Below are 16,491 nucleotides of genomic sequence, written 5' to 3' on the forward strand. Positions count from 1 at the left end.
TTTTTTGATTACGGCAGGAGAACAGTTGCTCCGGTGGTCTTTCGACCTTCGAGAGCTTCGTGCGCGGCGCGGACGTCCCTGAGTGGGAAGGTCTGGTTGACGTCGATCTTCACATCGCCGCTACCGATGACATCGATGACATCGGCAGCGCAGGCACGCAGGTCCTCGACACTTGCGGTATAGGTCATCAGGCTGGGACGTGTGACATAGAGCGATCCTTTCTGGGTGAGGACGCCGAGATTGAATTCCGCCACTGGACCCGATGCATTGCCGAAACTCACCATCAGTCCACGCGGCTGCAAGCAGTCGAGGGACTTCATGAAGGTCGACTGGCCGACGCCGTCATAGACGACCGGGACACCCTTGCCACCGGTGATCTCCCGGACCCGTTCGGCAAAATCCTCCTCGTTGTAGAGGATCACGTGATCCGCACCGTTGGCCCTTGCAAGTTCGGCCTTTTCCTTCGATCCAGCCGTACCGATAACGGTTGCGCCGAGCTTTTTCGCCCACTGGCAGGCAATCAGCCCGACGCCGCCGGCGGCAGCATGGAAAAGGATGGTATCGCCATCCCTGACCTTGTAGGTCTGGCGAAGAAGGTACTGGGCAGTCATTCCCTTGAGCATCATGGCCGCGGCGGTGTTATCGTCGATGGTATCGGGAATGGGAACGACCGTGGCGGCAGGCATGTTCCGCTCGGTTGAATAGGCTCCGAGCGGTCCGGTGCCGTATGCAATCCGTTGACCGACGGCAAGGTCGGTCACACCGTCGCCGATGGCCGTTACCGTGCCGGCTGCTTCGAGCCCGAGAGGAAGGGGCAGGCCGACGGGACTGGGATAGAGACCGGTACGGAAATAGGTGTCGATGTAGTTGAGGCCTATGGCCGAGTGTCGAACACGGATTTCACCGGGACCCGGCGCGCCGGGCTCGATATCCTCACATTCCATGACGTCGGGACCGCCCGTTCTGGGGCAGATGATGCGCATGGCCATCGTTCTTCCTCCTCTATGTCGTGACAGGGACTTCATCACATAGGAGCCATTCTTCATCCTCGCAACAACACTTCAATGAAGTGCAGTGTCGACTCGTCGGCTCCACATGGATCATAGTAGTAGTAACATACCCGATTCGTTGCCAGGTCGACGTTTCGGCTGTTTTCCCGCTGTTGCAGCGCATCACAGGATCAGGTCGGCGATACACCCGGAGAATGAAGATGAAATTCAATATCGAGGTCGATTGCACGCCGGACGAGGCGAGACAGTTTCTCGGATTGCCGAATGTTGTGCCCATGCAGGAAAGATTGCTCGCCGATCTTGAACAGAGGATGCGCGAGGGCCTAGAGAGCGGCGATCCCCAGCAGCTGCTGATGCAGTGGCTGCCCATCGGTATCAAGGGCATGGAACAGTGGCAGTCAATGTGGACGCAAATGGCCGCAACCGCGTCGGGGTTGCAGCGCGAGGCCCAGAAACGCAAAAAGAGCTAGTTTTCGAACGCTCAGAGACGATTTTCGCACCGGCCACGGCGTATGGACGTGGAGCCATCGCGATCATCCGGATTTCGGGGCCCGATGCCGGTTCGGTATGCCGGGTGCTGAGCGGGAAGGGGCCGCCACCCGCACGACTGGCGACGGTCAGGATGTTGCGGGAACCGGAAACGGGAAACGTTCTGGATCAGGCCATGCTATTGTTCTTCACCGGTCCGGCAAGTTTCACCGGTGAAGACATGCTCGAAATTCATCATCATGGCGGGGTAGGGGTCGGACAGGCACTTCTGTCCGCACTCGCTCAGTCCTCCCTTTGTCGCATGGCCGATCCCGGAGAACTGACGAAACGCGCCTATCTGAACGGCAAGGTGGATCTGACACGGGCGGAGGCGATAGCGGATCTCATAGATGCCACCACGATCGATCAGGTTCACCAGGCAACATCGCAGATATCCGGCGAGCTTGCCGATCGGTCGAAGACGTGGCGACAGGAAATCCTGCACATGCTGGCCATGGTCGAGGCGGAAATCGATTTCTCGGCCGACGACGATGTTCCGGAGAGAATGTGGAGCGGGCTTCGGCCGGACGTGGATGCGATCATCAAGGATCTGCGATCGGCACTCGATGACAGTCGTGCCGGTGAGCGCCTGCGAAACGGGATTGCGGTGGCAGTTATCGGCCGGCCCAATGTGGGCAAATCGAGTCTTGTGAACGCACTGGCTCGGCGCGACATCGCCATCGTTTCCCCAACGCCGGGCACGACAAGGGATGTCATTGAAGTTCACCTCGATCTGAACGGCCTGCCTGTCTGCCTGCTGGATACGGCGGGACTGCGTGACGCGGATGACCCTGTCGAGGCTGAAGGAATACGTCGTGCGTTGGAACGGTCCGCGCGTGCCGACATTCGTCTTCTGCTCGACGACGATGCTCGTTATCTCGTCACTGACGATCCGAATACGATCCTGGTACTGACAAAGTCGGATCGATCCGGAAATCCGGCTGAAATGGATCGCGGCATTGCCATTTCCTGCGTAACGGGTCATGGGATCGACAGACTTCTGGAACAGGTGAAGCTCGCGGCTCGCGGATTGATGCCAAAGGATGGTGTATCGTTGCTGACAAGGGAGCGGCATCGGCAATGCGTTCGTGACGCAGTTGATCATCTGGAACGGGCGATGAGCCTCGACGAAGCGTTGTCGCTTGACATGATTGGAGAGGATCTCCGATGTGCCGGCCGGGCAATTGGCCGGCTTGCCGGAAACGTACATACGGAGGAAATTCTTGACGAAGTTTTTTCGTCGTTCTGCATTGGAAAATGAGTGGCGATGTTTCACGTGAAACATCGCCACTCGTGACGCATCAACCGGGTTTATCAAAAGATCTGTGTCATGAGAACGTATGATGTCATCGTGGTCGGTGGTGGACATGCCGGCTGTGAAGCGGCAGCGGCAAGCGCCCGGTTGGGGGCCGCTACACTGTTGTTGACCATGGATCCCGATAAGATCGGTGTGATGTCGTGCAATCCCGCCATTGGCGGACTTGGCAGAGGTCATATCGTAAGAGAGGTCGATGCGCTCGACGGCGTGATGGCGAAGGCATGCGACGCGGCCGGGATCCAGTTTCGCGTCCTCAATCGAAGCAAGGGAGCGGCCGTGCACGGACCGCGTGTTCAGGCCGACCGACGGCTCTACGCCCTTGCCGTCCAGGATATTCTGCGAAACCAGGATAATCTCGACATCCGGGAAGGATTGGTCGAAGACCTTGTTGTCGAACGGGGCAGGGTATGCGGCGTTCGAACGGAGGCCAGAGAGGATATTCCATCGGGCGCGGTGGTTCTCACCACGGGGACCTTTCTGCGCGGCATCATTCATCTTGGCGAGACAAGGCAGCCGGCTGGCCGACTGGGCGATCGCCCAGCACAGGCACTGGCTCGACGCATGGAGGCGTTGGGTTTGAGGCTTGGGCGCCTGAAGACCGGTACGCCGCCGCGACTCGACGGGGCAACAATCGATTATGCGGCGCTTCAGGTGCAGGACGGTGACCATCCTCCCGAGCCGATGTCATTTTTGACACGGAAGATTTCCAATCCGCAGCGTTGTTGCCATATCACAGCGACCAATGAGGAAACGCACGAGCTTATCCGTCGAAATATCGCCAAAACCCCGATGTATGCCGGGCGGATCGAGGGTACCGGGGTTCGGTATTGCCCATCCATCGAAGACAAGGTCATGAGGTTCGCAGATCGTGGCCGTCACCAGATATTTCTTGAGCCTGAGGGGCTTGATGACGATACGGTTTATCCGAACGGAATTTCCATGGCATTCGAGCCTGATCTTCAACAGGCGATTGTCGCAACCATTCCGGGTTTGGCCAGGACGCGAATGTTGCAACCCGGATATGCCATCGAATATGACCACATCGACCCGAGAGAGCTTGAACCAAGTCTTGAGCTTCGCCGCCTTGGTGGCCTTTTCCTAGCCGGGCAGATCAACGGAACGACAGGATATGAGGAGGCGGCGGGGCAGGGGATCGTTGCCGGAACCAACGCTGCGCTCCTTGCAAGCGGTAACAGGCGGACATTTTGCCTGTCGAGATCGGAGGCATATATCGGCGTGATGATCGACGACCTCGTGACGATGGGCATCGCCGAACCCTATCGCATGTTCACATCCCGCGCCGAATACAGGATTGTGCTACGTGCCGGGAATGCGGACAGGCGCCTGACCGGAATGGCCATGGACGTTGGCCTTTGCGGTGCGGAACGTCAGCGGACGTTCGGAGAAAAGGAGGAACAGTGGAAGGAAACCCGGCGTATGCTGGATGACCTTTCTCTGTCACCGAACGAGGCAGCGGAGGCAGGGATCCCGGTCAGGCAGGACGGGCGGCGAAGGACGGCATTCGAGTTGCTCGCTTTGAAGGATGTGACGTTCGATGGAATTTGCCGCGCCTGGCCGAACCTTCGTAGCGCCGGCAATCCTTCGATTTGGCGGGAGATGGAGGTGGAGGCCAAGTACGAACCCTATCTTCGGCGCCAACGCAACGAAATCACCCGTTTGAAGAAGGATGCGATTCTGGAACTGCCCGAAGAATTGGACTTCGGCGCAATTGCCGGCTTGAGCACTGAATTGAAGGTCGCTCTGGCCAGATATCGGCCGCGGACACTTGCGGCAGCATCGCGATTGCCGGGAATGACACCGGCCGGCCTCGGTCTCCTGTTGAGGTACGCTGTCCGTGCAGGGTGAAACGCCCATGGACGCAGATGCCGTCGGTCATCAACTCGATGTTTCACGTGAAACATTGAGCCGGTTGAAGGTCTATGTCGACAATCTCGTTCGTTGGCAGAAACGGATCAATCTCGTTGGTCCGGCGACCATCGTCGATGTATGGCGGCGTCATATTCTGGACAGTGGTCAATTGTGTGCATTTCTGCCGCAGCGGGCTCAAAGAATAATCGATCTCGGTAGCGGAGCTGGCTTTCCCGGCCTGGTCATCGCTATTATGCTTCCCGCATCCGTTACCTTGGTCGAATCGGATCGTCGAAAGGCGATGTTCCTCAAGGAGACAGCGCGATTGGTTGGTGCCACCAATGTCGAAGTGAGGGCAGACCGGATCGAGTCGCTGGATATCGAGGGCGATGTCGTCACGGCGCGTGCGCTCGCTCCCTTGGACCGGCTCATTGGCTATTCGCTACCGATGTTGGGTCCGCAAGGGTATTGCCTGTTTCTCAAGGGACAGGAATTCGAACGGGAAATCGAGGAAGCACGACGAACCTGGAGAATGCGTGTGGAGCTCATGCAAAGCGTCACCAACAGTTCGAGTCGAATCCTTAAGATCGATGAGGTCAGCCGTGTCCATGGATAGTGCGAACAATCAGCGGGGAAGTCGGATTCTCGCCATTGCCAACCAGAAGGGAGGCGTGGGCAAGACGACGACGGCCATCAATCTCGCGACGGCCCTGGCGGCGGCAGGTCGAAAGGTCCTCGTCATCGATCTCGACCCCCAGGGCAACGCCAGTACCGGGCTCGGCGTTCAGCGCGACCAGAGGCGCCTGACATCCTACCAGCTTTTGCTGGGTCAGGCTTCGTTGTCCGAGGCTGTGATCAATACCTCGATCCCCGACCTTGATATCATCTGCTCCACGGTCGACCTGTCGGCTGCCGAAATCGAACTGGTGACTGCGGATCGGCGAAATTTCAGGCTCCGGGACGCTTTGTCGTCCATTCCCGCACGCTACGACGATGTTCTCATCGACTGTCCGCCATCTCTCGGCATTCTCACCATCAACGCTCTTGCGGCCGCGCACGCCGTTCTCGTTCCGCTCCAGTGCGAGTTTTTTGCGCTGGAAGGTCTGAGCATGCTGATTCGTACCATCGAGAAGATCCGGCGCAGTCTCAATCCGATGTTGCAGATCCAGGGTATCGTCCTGACCATGTACGATCGTCGCAACAACCTGTCCGAACAGGTTGCGACCGATGTGCGGAGTTTCATGGGGGATCGGGTCTTCAAGACCATCATTCCACGCAATGTCCGCGTCTCGGAGGCGCCGTCGCATGGCAAGCCCGTTTTGCTTTACGATGTCCGGTCGACGGGTGCGAAGGCTTATGCGCATCTCGCTGGCGAGATGTTGCGGCGTGAACAATCGCGAACGGGGACGGCAGCCTGATGAGCGAGAATGCCGGCACCAGGAAACGCGGTCTGGGAATGGGCCTGTCGGCCTTGCTGGGAGCAGATACGCACTCGTCGTCCACGGGCGGTGGAGACAGCCATCTGCAGACCGTACCCATCGAATTCCTGCGGGCGTCTCCATTGCAGCCGAGGCGTCATTTCGACGAGGATGAGCTGAACGCGCTCGCCGAATCGATTCGTGCCAAAGGGGTATTGCAGCCATTGGTCGTTCGACCCGTGGATGGAGCTATTCCAGGTTATGAAATTATCGCCGGTGAGCGTCGGTGGCGCGCGTCGCAGATTGCCGGTCTTCATGATCTCCCTGCCATCGTTCGTTCGCTCAGCGATCGCGAGGTTCTCGAAATCGCTCTCATCGAGAATCTGCAACGCGAGGACCTGTCCGCCATCGAGGAGGCGGTTGCGTTTCAGAAACTGATCGATGACTACGGTCATACTCAGGAAGAATTGGGGACTGCACTGGGCAAGAGCCGGAGCCATGTCACCAATACGTTGCGATTGCTCAAGCTTCCGGCCGAAGTCCGGGAAATGGTCGACGATGGACGATTGAGCGCCGGCCATGCACGTGCACTCATCATGAGCGAGGATCCCTTGGCCCTGGCGCAGATCATTATCGACAAGAAGCTGTCGGTACGTGAGACTGAAGAGTTGGCCAGGCGTGGCACCGGGCAAGTGACCGATCGTGCGAAGCGCGATCCCGTGCCCGCCGATCCGAATGTCGCAGCGGCGGAGCAGTTGCTGGCTTCGAGGCTTGGGTTGAAGGTTGACATTCGTGCGAAAAAGCGTGGCGGTACTCTGGTGATTCACTATCGGACCGGCGAACAGCTCGATCAGGTGATGACCCGCCTTACGCGCGAGACGATCAATCAATAAATTGTGGTATTCAGGTTGACATTGACAATATCTTGTGTCGATATCGCCTTGAGGTGAAGCAAGGAAAGAACTTTTTCACCGATCCGGCTCCCCAGGGTCCCGCTGTCATTGCCCATGACAGTCCATGGAAAGTTCGAGATCGGACCACGTCCCGCTGCCCAGAGGACGTTTTTTGATCGACTGCAAGCACTCTTCAGTCAAGGGGTCGTATCGAGAGATGCGGCCCCTATTTTCCTGTATTGTAGAGATTTTCAATGGTTTCTTGAAAACGACTGATAATGATCGGTCTGCGAAGTTTCAAAGTCGGGGTCATCATTCCATTGTCGACGGTAAACGGTGTGGGCATGAGGTGATAGCGGCGAATTCTCTCTATGTTGGACAGTCCGGCATTCACACGCTTCATGGCGTTTGCCATCAGGTCGCGAAATTCCTCATTTTCTCGAAGCACCGCAGGTGTATTTTCCAGCCCGTGCCGTTTGGCGAACTCGGCTGAATAGTCCTTGTCGGCGACAACGAGGGCAACCAGATAGGGGCGCCGGTCGCCATAGACCAGAATCTGACCGATTTCGGTCTCCAGCAATGCGATACCTTCGACACGCTGCGGCGAGATGTTGTCACCGCCCGAATTGACGATGATATCCTTCTTGCGATCGGTGATCCTGAGTCGCCCCTGATCGTCGAACTCTCCGACATCGCCAGTATGGAGCCAACCGTCGACGATCGCTGATGCCGTAGCTTCCTCATCGCGCCAATACCCCTTCATGACATTGGCACCGCGAATGAGAATTTCGCCGTCGTCGGCGATCTTCAGTTCGACACCGTCGAGAGGTGGTCCGACACTGTCGATTCTCGCCTTTCCGGGAACATTGGCGCTGATGACAGGCGACGCCTCCGTTTGTCCGTAGCCCTGCAGGACGGGCAGTCCGAGGGAGACGAAGAACATGCCGACCTCGTGGTTCAATGGCGCGCCGCCCGACACCATGGCCTTGAGCCTGCCGCCGAAGCGTTCCTGGACCTTTCGGCGAACGAGCCTGTCAAGGACCAAGTTGAGCACGGTCTCCATCGGGTTGAGCCTGCCATTGGTCAGATAGTGCTTGCTGCCGAGGAGAAGCGTCCTGTTGAACAACTTCTCCTGCAGACCTCCCTGACGCTGGACGCCCGCCAGGATCTTGGCACGAAGGACTTCGTACAATCGCGGCACACAGGGCAGGATGGTCGGTCGTGCCTCGGCGAGGTTTCTGGAAAGAGATTCCACACTCTCGGCGTAGTAGATCTGTGCGCCGACGGCCATCGGGAAGAACTGGCCGGCGGTGTGCTCGTAGGAGTGCGAAAGCGGCAGGAAGCTGAGGAATACGTCCTTGTCGCCGACATCGACGAGCTTGAGCAGTTCGCGTGCGCCACGCACATTGGCAAGAATGTTCCCGTGGCTCAGCATCACGCCCTTCGGTTGGCCACCGGTCCCGGACGTGTAGATGAAGCAGGCCAGATCATCCTGGCCGATCTCGTCGCTGCGATCGATTCCGGGACCTTGACGACCCAGTTCCGCTACTTCCGTCCACGTCAGGACGGGAAACGGCAGCTCCGGCCGAACGCCGATGTCATCCATGAAAAGCAGGGCCTTGAGCGAACCATGCCCTTTCAGGGCCTGCAGGAGCCTTTGTGCCGGAGTACCGGATGAGCAGATCGCGATGGATGCGCCGCTGTGGTCCAGCAGAAACCGATGGTCGTTGATCGTGTTGGTTGTGTAGGCGGGTACCGTGATGCCGCCTGCCGTGAGCACGGCCATGTCGGAGATGAACCACTCGGGCCGGTTCTCGGATACGAGCAGGACGCGGTCGCCCACGGAAAGGCCCAGTGCGAACAGGGCATTGGCAACCAGCGAAACCTCGCGCTCGACTTCGATCCATGAATGGGCTTGATAGCTGCCGTTCTTCTTGCTCCACAGAAATGGTCGATCTCCCTCCGCCGAAACCACGTTGTGGAAGGTCTTGACGAGATTTTCGGCGATCGTTTCCTGGGTCATTCCTCGATGCCTGCCATAGAACGTTTGGTGATGTTTCTTGGTCATCGCCCCTGTCGTTCATATATCAGGCTTTGTGCAGCTCAAAAGGACTCCCGATGCATCATTTCGACCAAATTCCGATACGGCATGGCGAAAGTGTGGCCTCAAGGGCAACCGATGATGACGTTCCAAGCTGGGATCTCAGCGATCTCTACGCCGGAATCGACGATCCGCAGATCGAATCGGATTTTGAGGTTTCGTCGAGCGAAGCCGATGCCCTTCGGTCCGAGTTCTGCGGCAGGCTCGCCGACATGGATGGGGCGGCACTCGCGCGGCTCGTCAAGGGGTATGAGGGGATCCAGCAGCGGCTGGGCCGGGTCTACAGCTTCGCCCAGCTTGCCCATAGTGCCGATCGGGACAATGCCGGCATCGGTCAGTTTTTTCAGGGCGTGCAGGAACGGGTCAACGACATTTCGACACGGTTGCTGTTCGTCACTCTGGAATTGAACCGGATCGAGGATGATCGCCTGTCTCAGGTCATGCAAGATGCCGACCTCGCGCACTATCGTCCGTGGATCGAGAACGTCCGTTCCTATCGTCCCCATCAACTCGATGACGCGATCGAAAAGACGCTGCATGAAAAATCGGTGGTCGGCCGGAGCGCATGGATCCGGTTGTTCGACGAAACCATGGCCGGTCTGAGATTTTCCTTCGATGGGGAAGAGCTTGGTAGCGCGAAGATCTTTGACAAGCTGTCATCGAGGGATCGGGCCGAGCGCGAACGGGCGGCTGCGAGCATCGGCACGACTCTGGGCAAGAATATCCGGCTTTTCGCCCGCATCACCAACACGCTCGCCAAGGACAAGCAGATCGAGGACAACTGGCGGTCGTTTGCCGAACCGATATCATCGCGGAACCTCGCCAACCAGGTCGAGGACGAGGTGGTCGAGGCGTTGATTTCCGCGACCCGCGATGCCTATCCGCGCATTTCCCATCGCTACTACGAACTCAAGCGGCGCTGGATGGGGCTGGATCGCATGCAGCACTGGGATCGCAATGCACCGCTTCCGGACGATGACGACCGGCGCATCGCCTTCGCGGATGCGAAGGTGGTGGTGCTCGATGCCTACCGCACGTTTTCGCCCACCCTTGCCGACATGGTTGCGAAATTCTTCGACCGGCGATGGATCGATGCGGATGTAAGGACCAGCAAGGATAGCGGTGCCTTCTGTCACCCTACTGTTCCCGGCGTCCACCCCTATGTGCTGATGAACTTCCAGGGGCGAAACCGCGATGTCATGACCCTCGCGCATGAACTCGGGCATGGCGTGCACCAGATCCTTGCCGCCGGACAGGGGCCGCTGATGTCGCATACGCCGCTCACCCTTGCCGAGACAGCGTCCGTCTTTGGTGAACAGCTTACCTTCCGGGCCATTCTCTCCCAGGAAAAGGATGCCGGTCGGCGTCGATTGCTGCTGGCCAGCAAGATCGAGGACATGATCAACACGGTCGTGCGACAGATCGCATTCTGCTGCTTCGAGCGTTCCGTTCATGCTGCGCGTCGCAAGGCGGAGCTGACGACCGAAGAACTCGGCGAGATCTGGATGGATGTGCAGCGGGAAAGTCTTGGACCGGCATTTGACTTCGATCCGGGATATTCCGTCTACTGGAGCTATATTCCGCACTTCATCCACTCACCATTCTACGTCTATGCCTACGCGTTCGGCGATTGCCTGGTGAATGCGCTGTACGCCGTCTACCAGCAGCAGCCCGAGGGATTTGAAGCCCGGTATCTCGATCTGTTGCGCGCGGGCGGTACCATGCGCCACAAGGAATTGCTCGCACCCTTCGGCCTCGACGCGTCAGCTCCGGATTTCTGGGCGAAGGGGCTGGGCATCATCGAAGGGCTCATTGTCGAGCTGGAAGCAGAACTTGGATATGCAGCTTGAGCGATAGAACTGACGGGAACCGCCGAAATGAGCCCAGTGAGAACTCACTGGGCGGCCGGATGCGCCGTTATGCGAATGTCGGTAGCACGTTTGCCGGCGAGGCAGCTCGCCTTGCCGGCCGCCGTGTTCTTGGCCGGAACGTCGATCGTGGCAGCCATGCCAGCCACCTGCGCGAGGCGTTGGGAGGATTGAAAGGGCCATTGATGAAGGTCGCCCAGATGATGGCGACCATACCGGACGCGCTGCCCGCGGAGTATGCTGCGGAACTCGCCCAGTTGCAGAGCAATGCCCCGCCGATGGGCAAGCCGTTCGTCAGGCGGCGCATGGAAAGCGAACTGGGGAGGGACTGGCAGAGCCGCTTTCGTTCGTTTCCTCTCGAACCCGCCGCCGCGGCATCGCTCGGTCAGGTTCACAAGGCGACCCTCAGGGATGGTCGTGAGGTGGCCGCCAAGCTGCAATATCCGGACATCGCGGCCGCGGTCGATGCCGATCTCTCGCAGCTGCGGCTGATCTTCTCGCTCTACCGCCGCTACGACCGGGCCATCAATCCCGAACATATCTACGAGGAAATCGCCGAACGTCTGCGCGAGGAGCTCGACTACCGCCGTGAGGCCCGGCACATCGCGTCGTATCGCCAGATGCTGGCCAATATCGCGGATCTGCATGTTCCCGAGGTGGTCGGCGAGCTTTCCACCGGGCGATTGCTGACGATGGAATGGCTGGATGGACGCAAGTTGTTCGACTTTCGCGACCATTCCCTCGAAGATCGGAACAGGTTGGCGCTGAACATGTTCCGCGCATGGTATACGCCCTTTTACCATTATGGCGTGATTCATGGCGATCCACATCTGGGAAATTATACGGTTCGCGACGATCTCGGTATCAACCTTCTCGATTTCGGTTGCATCCGGATCTTTCCTCCGACCTTTGTCAAAGGTGTGATCGACCTCTACTGGGCCGTTGCTCGCGGCGATCGCGATCTCGCCGTGCATGCCTATGAAAGCTGGGGCTTCAGGCAACTCGATAACACGTTGATCGAGGTCCTCAACGAATGGGCATCGTTTCTGTATGCGCCCTTGCTTGAGGATCGTTCGCGATTGATCGACGAAAGCAGGACCGGTCGTCAGGGCCGCGAGGTGGCCGGACGGGTTCACCGGCGGTTGCGCGAGATCGGGGGTGTCACGCCGCCACGGGAGTTCGTGTTCATGGATCGGGCTGCCATCGGCCTTGGGTCGGTCTTCATGCATCTGAATGCCGAGATCAACTGGTATCAGCTGTTCATGGAACTGATCACCGACTTCGATGTTGCCGATCTCGCCGGGCGACAGCGCGATGTTCTGAAACGGGCTGGCCTTGATGCTCCGTAAATCTCTCTGGGGTCATTCCTCGCTGCTTGCGGCGAGAGTGGAGGAGCATGAGCGGCGACCAGCGACCGACAGGGAGCGCAGGCTGAGTGGCGCTTGAATGAGGGCAAATCACCGGGAGCGTCGATTTTCTGTTGTCCGCTTGCCATTCCGGCATGACGGCAGCGCAACAAAAAAGCGCCGCTCAAGGCGGCGCTCACTTCCCGCAACGAGGCGAGTAAACCCTAGAGCTCGTCACGCTCCGCACGCTTGCGGAGAAGCTTGCGATAACGCCGGATTGCCTCGGCCTTTTCACGAGCACGGCGCTCTGACGGCTTTTCGTAGTGACGACGCATGCGCATCTCGCGATAAAGGCCCTCACGCTGCATCTTCTTCTTCAGTGCCCGGAGTGCCTGATCGACATTATTGTCGCGAACCTGAACCTCTACGATGTCACATACTCCTTAACTTGGCTGCGGCCAGCGCGCAAAAAAGGGTTTCCCAACCAAGGGGATCGGCGTGTCATAGTCGTTCGGGGACGAATTGGCAAGCTCTCAGGAAGAACTTCGGCCCGGTTGACAAGGGGAAAATACAATGGCGTTGCTGAAAATCGCTAAAATGGGACATCCGGTCCTGTTCGAGCGCGCGCAGGAAGTCGAAAATCCGCTCGATGGCGATATCCAGGCTCTCATCGCAAACATGCTCGACACGTTGAAGGACGCTGACGGTCTCGGGCTTGCGGCACCGCAGGTTTACGCGTCGAAGCGGATCATCGTCGTCGCGGGGCTGAACGCCGACCACGAGCCCGACGACAGCGAGCCGCTCGTCCTGGTCAATCCCGTATACGACGCCGTTGGTGACGAGCTCGTGCGCGGTATCGAGGGGTGCCTGTCCATACCCGGGATCCGCGGGATCGTTCCGCGATACGGGCAACTGAACTACAGCGCGCTGGATGGGAACGGGAAACCCGTATCCGGATCTGTAGGCGGCCTCTTCGCCCGCATCATCCAGCATGAGGTCGACCACCTCGACGGCGTCCTGTTCCCGGCACGCCTCGAAAATCCCGTCGATATGGCATTCGACAGCGAACGCGGCTATCTGAAGGAAAGAATGTCGAGAGGATCGAAAAGCCATGTCTGATGCCATCGACGAACGGCGCGAACTCAAGGATCGGATCATCGAGGCAGCGCTCGTCAACGCCGCCTTCGACGGATGGACGCGAGGCGGTCTTGTCGCTGCGGGGAGGGAACTGGAGATCGACGCACCCACGGTCAGGCGGCTGTTCGCCGGCCGGGGGGATGCCGCTCTCGATTGGCTGGACGACTGGCTGGACCGGCGAATGCTGTCGTCGGTTCCAGCCGAGAGCCTCGAAGCCATGCCGGTGCGCAAGCGGATCTCGTCATTGGTGCGGGCGCGTTTCGAGGTCGTCAACGGCCATGAGGAGGCCATGCGGCGCGCGGTTCTGGCGCGCGGCCTCGGCGGAAACATGATTGCAACGGCCCGCTCGACCTGGCGAACCGCGGACCGCATATGGGCCGCCGCAGGATTCGCCGACAAGAGTACCGACGGTTTCAGCAGGTATACACGCCGGTCCCTGCTGGTCGGGATTCTGGTATCGACATTCCTCTTCTGGCTTGAAGACAAGTCCATCGACCATGTCGACAGCTGGTCTTTCCTCGATCGCCGGATCGACGACGCGCTCCGCATCGGCAAGGCCTCGGCCAGCCTCAAGCGGTTCGTGCCGTTTGCCGGTCGCCTGCCCGTTCCCGCGCGACGCGGTGCGTGAAGCGGTATGGGTCCCCGGTGGTACCTTTCCGCCATGGGCACGGATTCCACCGTGGAGACGAGGCTCAATAGGGCAGGATGACGTCGAGCATCTGGGCGCCGTAGCGGGGTTGCTGGACATCGGTGATCTGTCCGCGCCCGCCATAGGCCACGCGCAGTTCGGCAATCTTCTCGTGGCTGATCGTATTCTGCGGAGTGACATCTTCCGGCCGGACGATACCGGCGATCATGACCTCGCGGACCTCGAAATTGACCCGGATCTCCTGGCTGCCCTGAACCACCAGATTGCCGTTCGGCAGGACCTGCGTGATGATCGCGGCGATATTGACGTCGATATCCTCCGAACGCGCTACCTCGCCAATGCCGCGATTGGACATGTCGCTCTCGGCGCTGACCATCGCATCGGGACGGGCGCCGTCCGGCAGGACCTGGGTCAATTTCGTTTCAAAACCGAGGATATTCGTCAAACCAAGATCGTCGCTATTTGTACGTGAGCGGCTGGTTTCATTGCTCAGGTTGGCCTTGTCGGCGATAGTGACACTCACTGTGAGAATATCGCCAATCCGGCGAGCACGCTGGTCACGGAAAAATCCGCGGGCACCTTCGCGCCAGAGCGAATTCGCGCCGGCGCTCACGGATGGATCGGGAGCAGGCATGGGCAGCGAGACGGGCCGGTAGTCCGGCTCGGCCCTCGGATCCTCGATCGGGCGCAATTCCGGCGCCTTGCCGATATTCGAAAGCCGGTCGATGGTATTGCAGCCGGTCGCGGTGACCATGAACAGGGACACGAGGACGGACAGGGCGAAGCGTGACAGGTTCATGGATGGGATCCGATCGGAGACTTGCTGACAACGGCGACCTTCCGGCTGGTGACGATACCGCGAAACTGCTTGCCGCTGTCGACATTCGACAGACGGACCACATCTCCCCTGGCCCCGTCATCCAGTGCTTCTGCGAGCGCGGCAAGTTCCAGGCCTGGCGCCATGAACCGGACTTCGACGATCTCGCCCTGGCGAATGAGCCTGACCTGCCGGATATCCTTCTCGTAGATCGGCTGGTCGCGCCGAAGGAACCGGTCGGCTTCGAGGCCGGCGGCATCGGCGATCTCGAACAGGACGTCGGCGCCGAGGCCGTCGGGGCGCCGCCAGTCGATGGACAGTTCGTTCGGGTCGATCGACTCGCCGCGGCGGATCGTCCGGTTGGGCACGACCACGGGCACCAGTTCCTCGATGCGGCCGCTGACCGGGATCATGCTCTGTTCGCCCGAATCGAGCCGGGCCGCGAGCGTTGCATCGAACATCCCCGTATCGGGATTGGAGGAGATGTCGACCAGGTTCAGCTGTATGCGTCCCTGGGCACGGTTGGGAAGGGGCAGGGCAGGTTGCCGGATCTGCAACTCCATGCGCCGGTCCGACGATTCCGTCCCGATATCGAGGTTGGCGAACAGCATCGATTGCAGGCGTTCGCGGGTGAGGGGCTCTCCCGGTTCGAGCCAGTCGGCTCGTGCGGATGCGGTCAGCAGCACGAGAAAAAGCAAGGATGCGAGGACGCGTTCGATCATCGGCCGTTTCCTCAACGCAGCTGGGCCACGGCCGCCATCATTTCATCGGATGCGGAGATGACCTTCGAATTGAGGTCGTAGGCCCGCTGGGCCGTGATCAGCGCCGTGATTTCCTGGACCGGATTCACGTTGGAACCCTCGAGAAAGCCTTGCAACACGGTTCCGAAGCCATCCGTGCCGGGATTGCCGATGGTGGCGGGACCCGATGCCGGTGTCTCCAGGAGGAAATTGTTTCCGATCGCTTCAAGGCCGGCCGGGTTCACGAAACTCGCGAGGTCGAACTGGCCGACGCTGACCGGGGCGATCTGTCCCTGCACCTTGGCCGACACATAGCCCTCGGCATTGATCGTTAGCTCGACGGTGTCGGCGGGAACTGTCAGGCCGGGGCTGATTTCATATCCATCGGCGTTCACGATGACACCATCGGGGCTGAGCTGGAAATTGCCCGACCTCGTATAGGCCGTGTCGCCATTGGGCATGTCGACGATGAAAAACCCGTCGCCCTGAATGGCGAGATCGAGTTTGTTCTCGGTGTTGAGGACGTCGCCCTGCTCGTGAATCCGGTAGACGGCGGCAGTCTTCACGCCGAGACCGAGTTGCACGCCCGCCGGGACGACTGTTCCGGTGTCGGAAGACTCCGCACCGATGCGGCGCTGGCTCTGGTAGAGCAGATCCTGGAATTCCGGCCGTCGGCGCTTGTATCCCGTCGTGGTCATGTTCGCGACATTGTTCGAGATGACCTCGACATTGAGCTGCTGGGCCATCATGCCCGTTGCGGCGACATTCAATGAGCGCATGGGAACCCCCTATTCCGT

16 protein-coding genes are annotated in these 16,491 nt (G+C 59.4%); 10 read left to right on the forward strand and 6 right to left on the reverse strand.

The features are described 5' to 3' along the window. Nucleotides 1-8: 8 nt before the first annotated feature. Nucleotides 9-1,025, reverse strand: a complete 1,017-nt coding sequence (locus tag H6851_04885) for a quinone oxidoreductase (GenBank protein MCB9942939.1) — start codon at nucleotides 1,023-1,025, stop codon at nucleotides 9-11. Nucleotides 1,026-1,210: 185 nt separating this feature from the next. On the opposite strand from H6851_04885, the gene H6851_04890 reads away from it, so the two are divergent. From H6851_04890 to H6851_04915, 6 genes are all read left to right on the forward strand, one after another. Beyond that, complete coding sequence (locus tag H6851_04890) at nucleotides 1,211-1,480, forward strand: hypothetical protein (GenBank protein ID MCB9942940.1); 270 nt, start codon at nucleotides 1,211-1,213, stop codon at nucleotides 1,478-1,480. Then, nucleotides 1,402-2,799 (forward strand): tRNA uridine-5-carboxymethylaminomethyl(34) synthesis GTPase MnmE, encoded by a 1,398-nt coding sequence (gene mnmE / locus H6851_04895; GenBank protein MCB9942941.1) that lies wholly within the window; start codon nucleotides 1,402-1,404, stop codon nucleotides 2,797-2,799. Before H6851_04890 ends, mnmE begins: the two co-directional genes overlap by 79 nt. 69 nt (nucleotides 2,800-2,868) lie before the next feature. Next, entirely contained in the window at nucleotides 2,869-4,722 is a 1,854-nt protein-coding gene (mnmG, locus tag H6851_04900; protein ID MCB9942942.1) for a tRNA uridine-5-carboxymethylaminomethyl(34) synthesis enzyme MnmG, read from the forward strand. Nucleotides 4,723-4,729: 7 nt separating this feature from the next. Further along, nucleotides 4,730-5,341, forward strand: coding sequence for a 16S rRNA (guanine(527)-N(7))-methyltransferase RsmG (rsmG, locus tag H6851_04905; GenBank protein ID MCB9942943.1), 612 nt, complete (start codon nucleotides 4,730-4,732; stop codon nucleotides 5,339-5,341). Beyond that, on the forward strand, nucleotides 5,334-6,143 hold the full coding sequence (locus tag H6851_04910; GenBank protein MCB9942944.1) for a ParA family protein: 810 nt from the start codon (nucleotides 5,334-5,336) through the stop codon (nucleotides 6,141-6,143). The genes rsmG and H6851_04910 overlap by 8 nt, the downstream gene beginning before the upstream one ends. Further along, complete coding sequence (locus H6851_04915) at nucleotides 6,143-7,036, forward strand: ParB/RepB/Spo0J family partition protein (protein ID MCB9942945.1); 894 nt, start codon at nucleotides 6,143-6,145, stop codon at nucleotides 7,034-7,036. Before H6851_04910 ends, H6851_04915 begins: the two co-directional genes overlap by 1 nt. A 226-nt stretch (nucleotides 7,037-7,262) precedes the next feature. On the opposite strand, the gene H6851_04920 is transcribed toward H6851_04915, so the two are convergent. After that, complete coding sequence (locus H6851_04920) at nucleotides 7,263-9,059, reverse strand: long-chain fatty acid--CoA ligase (GenBank protein MCB9942946.1); 1,797 nt, start codon at nucleotides 9,057-9,059, stop codon at nucleotides 7,263-7,265. Between the two features lie 95 nt (nucleotides 9,060-9,154). Here H6851_04920 and H6851_04925 point away from each other — a divergent pair, with 95 nt between their 5' ends. Beyond that, entirely contained in the window at nucleotides 9,155-10,987 is a 1,833-nt protein-coding gene (locus tag H6851_04925) for a M3 family oligoendopeptidase (protein ID MCB9942947.1), read from the forward strand. A gap of 59 nt (nucleotides 10,988-11,046) precedes the next feature. Beyond that, a complete protein-coding gene (locus H6851_04930) occupies nucleotides 11,047-12,354 on the forward strand; it encodes an AarF/ABC1/UbiB kinase family protein (protein MCB9942948.1) in 1,308 nt (435 codons plus the stop codon). 221 nt (nucleotides 12,355-12,575) lie between these two features. Here H6851_04930 and H6851_04935 read toward each other — a convergent pair whose 3' ends face one another. Then, nucleotides 12,576-12,782, reverse strand: coding sequence for a 30S ribosomal protein S21 (locus H6851_04935; GenBank protein ID MCB9942949.1), 207 nt, complete (start codon nucleotides 12,780-12,782; stop codon nucleotides 12,576-12,578). Nucleotides 12,783-12,924: 142 nt separating this feature from the next. On the opposite strand from H6851_04935, the gene def reads away from it, so the two are divergent. Together def and H6851_04945 are read left to right on the forward strand one after the other, a co-directional pair. Then, nucleotides 12,925-13,470 carry a peptide deformylase gene (def, locus tag H6851_04940; GenBank protein ID MCB9942950.1) on the forward strand — a complete coding sequence of 182 codons (546 nt, stop codon included), beginning with the start codon at nucleotides 12,925-12,927 and terminating at the stop codon, nucleotides 13,468-13,470. Beyond that, nucleotides 13,463-14,116 (forward strand): COQ9 family protein, encoded by a 654-nt coding sequence (locus tag H6851_04945; GenBank protein ID MCB9942951.1) that lies wholly within the window; start codon nucleotides 13,463-13,465, stop codon nucleotides 14,114-14,116. Before def ends, H6851_04945 begins: the two co-directional genes overlap by 8 nt. Nucleotides 14,117-14,180: 64 nt before the next feature. On the opposite strand, the gene H6851_04950 is transcribed toward H6851_04945, so the two are convergent. From H6851_04950 to flgG, 3 genes are read right to left on the reverse strand one after another with little or no spacing between them, the layout of a single operon-like run. After that, entirely contained in the window at nucleotides 14,181-14,936 is a 756-nt protein-coding gene (locus tag H6851_04950; protein MCB9942952.1) for a flagellar basal body L-ring protein FlgH, read from the reverse strand. Further along, the gene (gene flgA / locus H6851_04955; protein MCB9942953.1) at nucleotides 14,933-15,676 is read right to left on the reverse strand and encodes a flagellar basal body P-ring formation protein FlgA; all 744 of its coding nucleotides are present in this window, start codon (nucleotides 15,674-15,676) and stop codon (nucleotides 14,933-14,935) included. Before flgA ends, H6851_04950 begins: the two co-directional genes overlap by 4 nt. An 11-nt stretch (nucleotides 15,677-15,687) precedes the next feature. Next, nucleotides 15,688-16,473, reverse strand: coding sequence for a flagellar basal-body rod protein FlgG (flgG, locus tag H6851_04960; protein ID MCB9942954.1), 786 nt, complete (start codon nucleotides 16,471-16,473; stop codon nucleotides 15,688-15,690). Between the last annotated feature and the right edge of the window lie 18 nt (nucleotides 16,474-16,491).

Source organism: Geminicoccaceae bacterium, assembly GCA_020638465.1.
Lineage (GTDB): Bacteria > Pseudomonadota > Alphaproteobacteria > Geminicoccales > Geminicoccaceae > JAGREO01.

What these genes read in the sequence shown, in the direction of transcription:
- H6851_04885 (MCB9942939.1), bottom strand. Translation starts at nt 1,025, where the DNA reads ATGAAGTCCCTGTCACGACATAGAGGAGGAAGAACGATGGCCATGCGC.
- H6851_04890 (MCB9942940.1), top strand. Translation starts at nt 1,211, where the DNA reads ATGAAATTCAATATCGAGGTCGATTGCACGCCGGACGAGGCGAGACAG.
- mnmG (MCB9942942.1), top strand. Translation starts at nt 2,869, where the DNA reads ATGAGAACGTATGATGTCATCGTGGTCGGTGGTGGACATGCCGGCTGT.
- rsmG (MCB9942943.1), top strand. Translation starts at nt 4,730, where the DNA reads ATGGACGCAGATGCCGTCGGTCATCAACTCGATGTTTCACGTGAAACA.
- H6851_04910 (MCB9942944.1), top strand. Translation starts at nt 5,334, where the DNA reads ATGGATAGTGCGAACAATCAGCGGGGAAGTCGGATTCTCGCCATTGCC.
- H6851_04915 (MCB9942945.1), top strand. Translation starts at nt 6,143, where the DNA reads ATGAGCGAGAATGCCGGCACCAGGAAACGCGGTCTGGGAATGGGCCTG.
- H6851_04920 (MCB9942946.1), bottom strand. Translation starts at nt 9,059, where the DNA reads ATGACCCAGGAAACGATCGCCGAAAATCTCGTCAAGACCTTCCACAAC.
- H6851_04925 (MCB9942947.1), top strand. Translation starts at nt 9,155, where the DNA reads ATGCATCATTTCGACCAAATTCCGATACGGCATGGCGAAAGTGTGGCC.
- H6851_04930 (MCB9942948.1), top strand. Translation starts at nt 11,047, where the DNA reads ATGCGCCGTTATGCGAATGTCGGTAGCACGTTTGCCGGCGAGGCAGCT.
- def (MCB9942950.1), top strand. Translation starts at nt 12,925, where the DNA reads ATGGCGTTGCTGAAAATCGCTAAAATGGGACATCCGGTCCTGTTCGAG.
- H6851_04945 (MCB9942951.1), top strand. Translation starts at nt 13,463, where the DNA reads ATGTCTGATGCCATCGACGAACGGCGCGAACTCAAGGATCGGATCATC.
- H6851_04950 (MCB9942952.1), bottom strand. Translation starts at nt 14,936, where the DNA reads ATGAACCTGTCACGCTTCGCCCTGTCCGTCCTCGTGTCCCTGTTCATG.
- flgA (MCB9942953.1), bottom strand. Translation starts at nt 15,676, where the DNA reads ATGATCGAACGCGTCCTCGCATCCTTGCTTTTTCTCGTGCTGCTGACC.
- flgG (MCB9942954.1), bottom strand. Translation starts at nt 16,473, where the DNA reads ATGCGCTCATTGAATGTCGCCGCAACGGGCATGATGGCCCAGCAGCTC.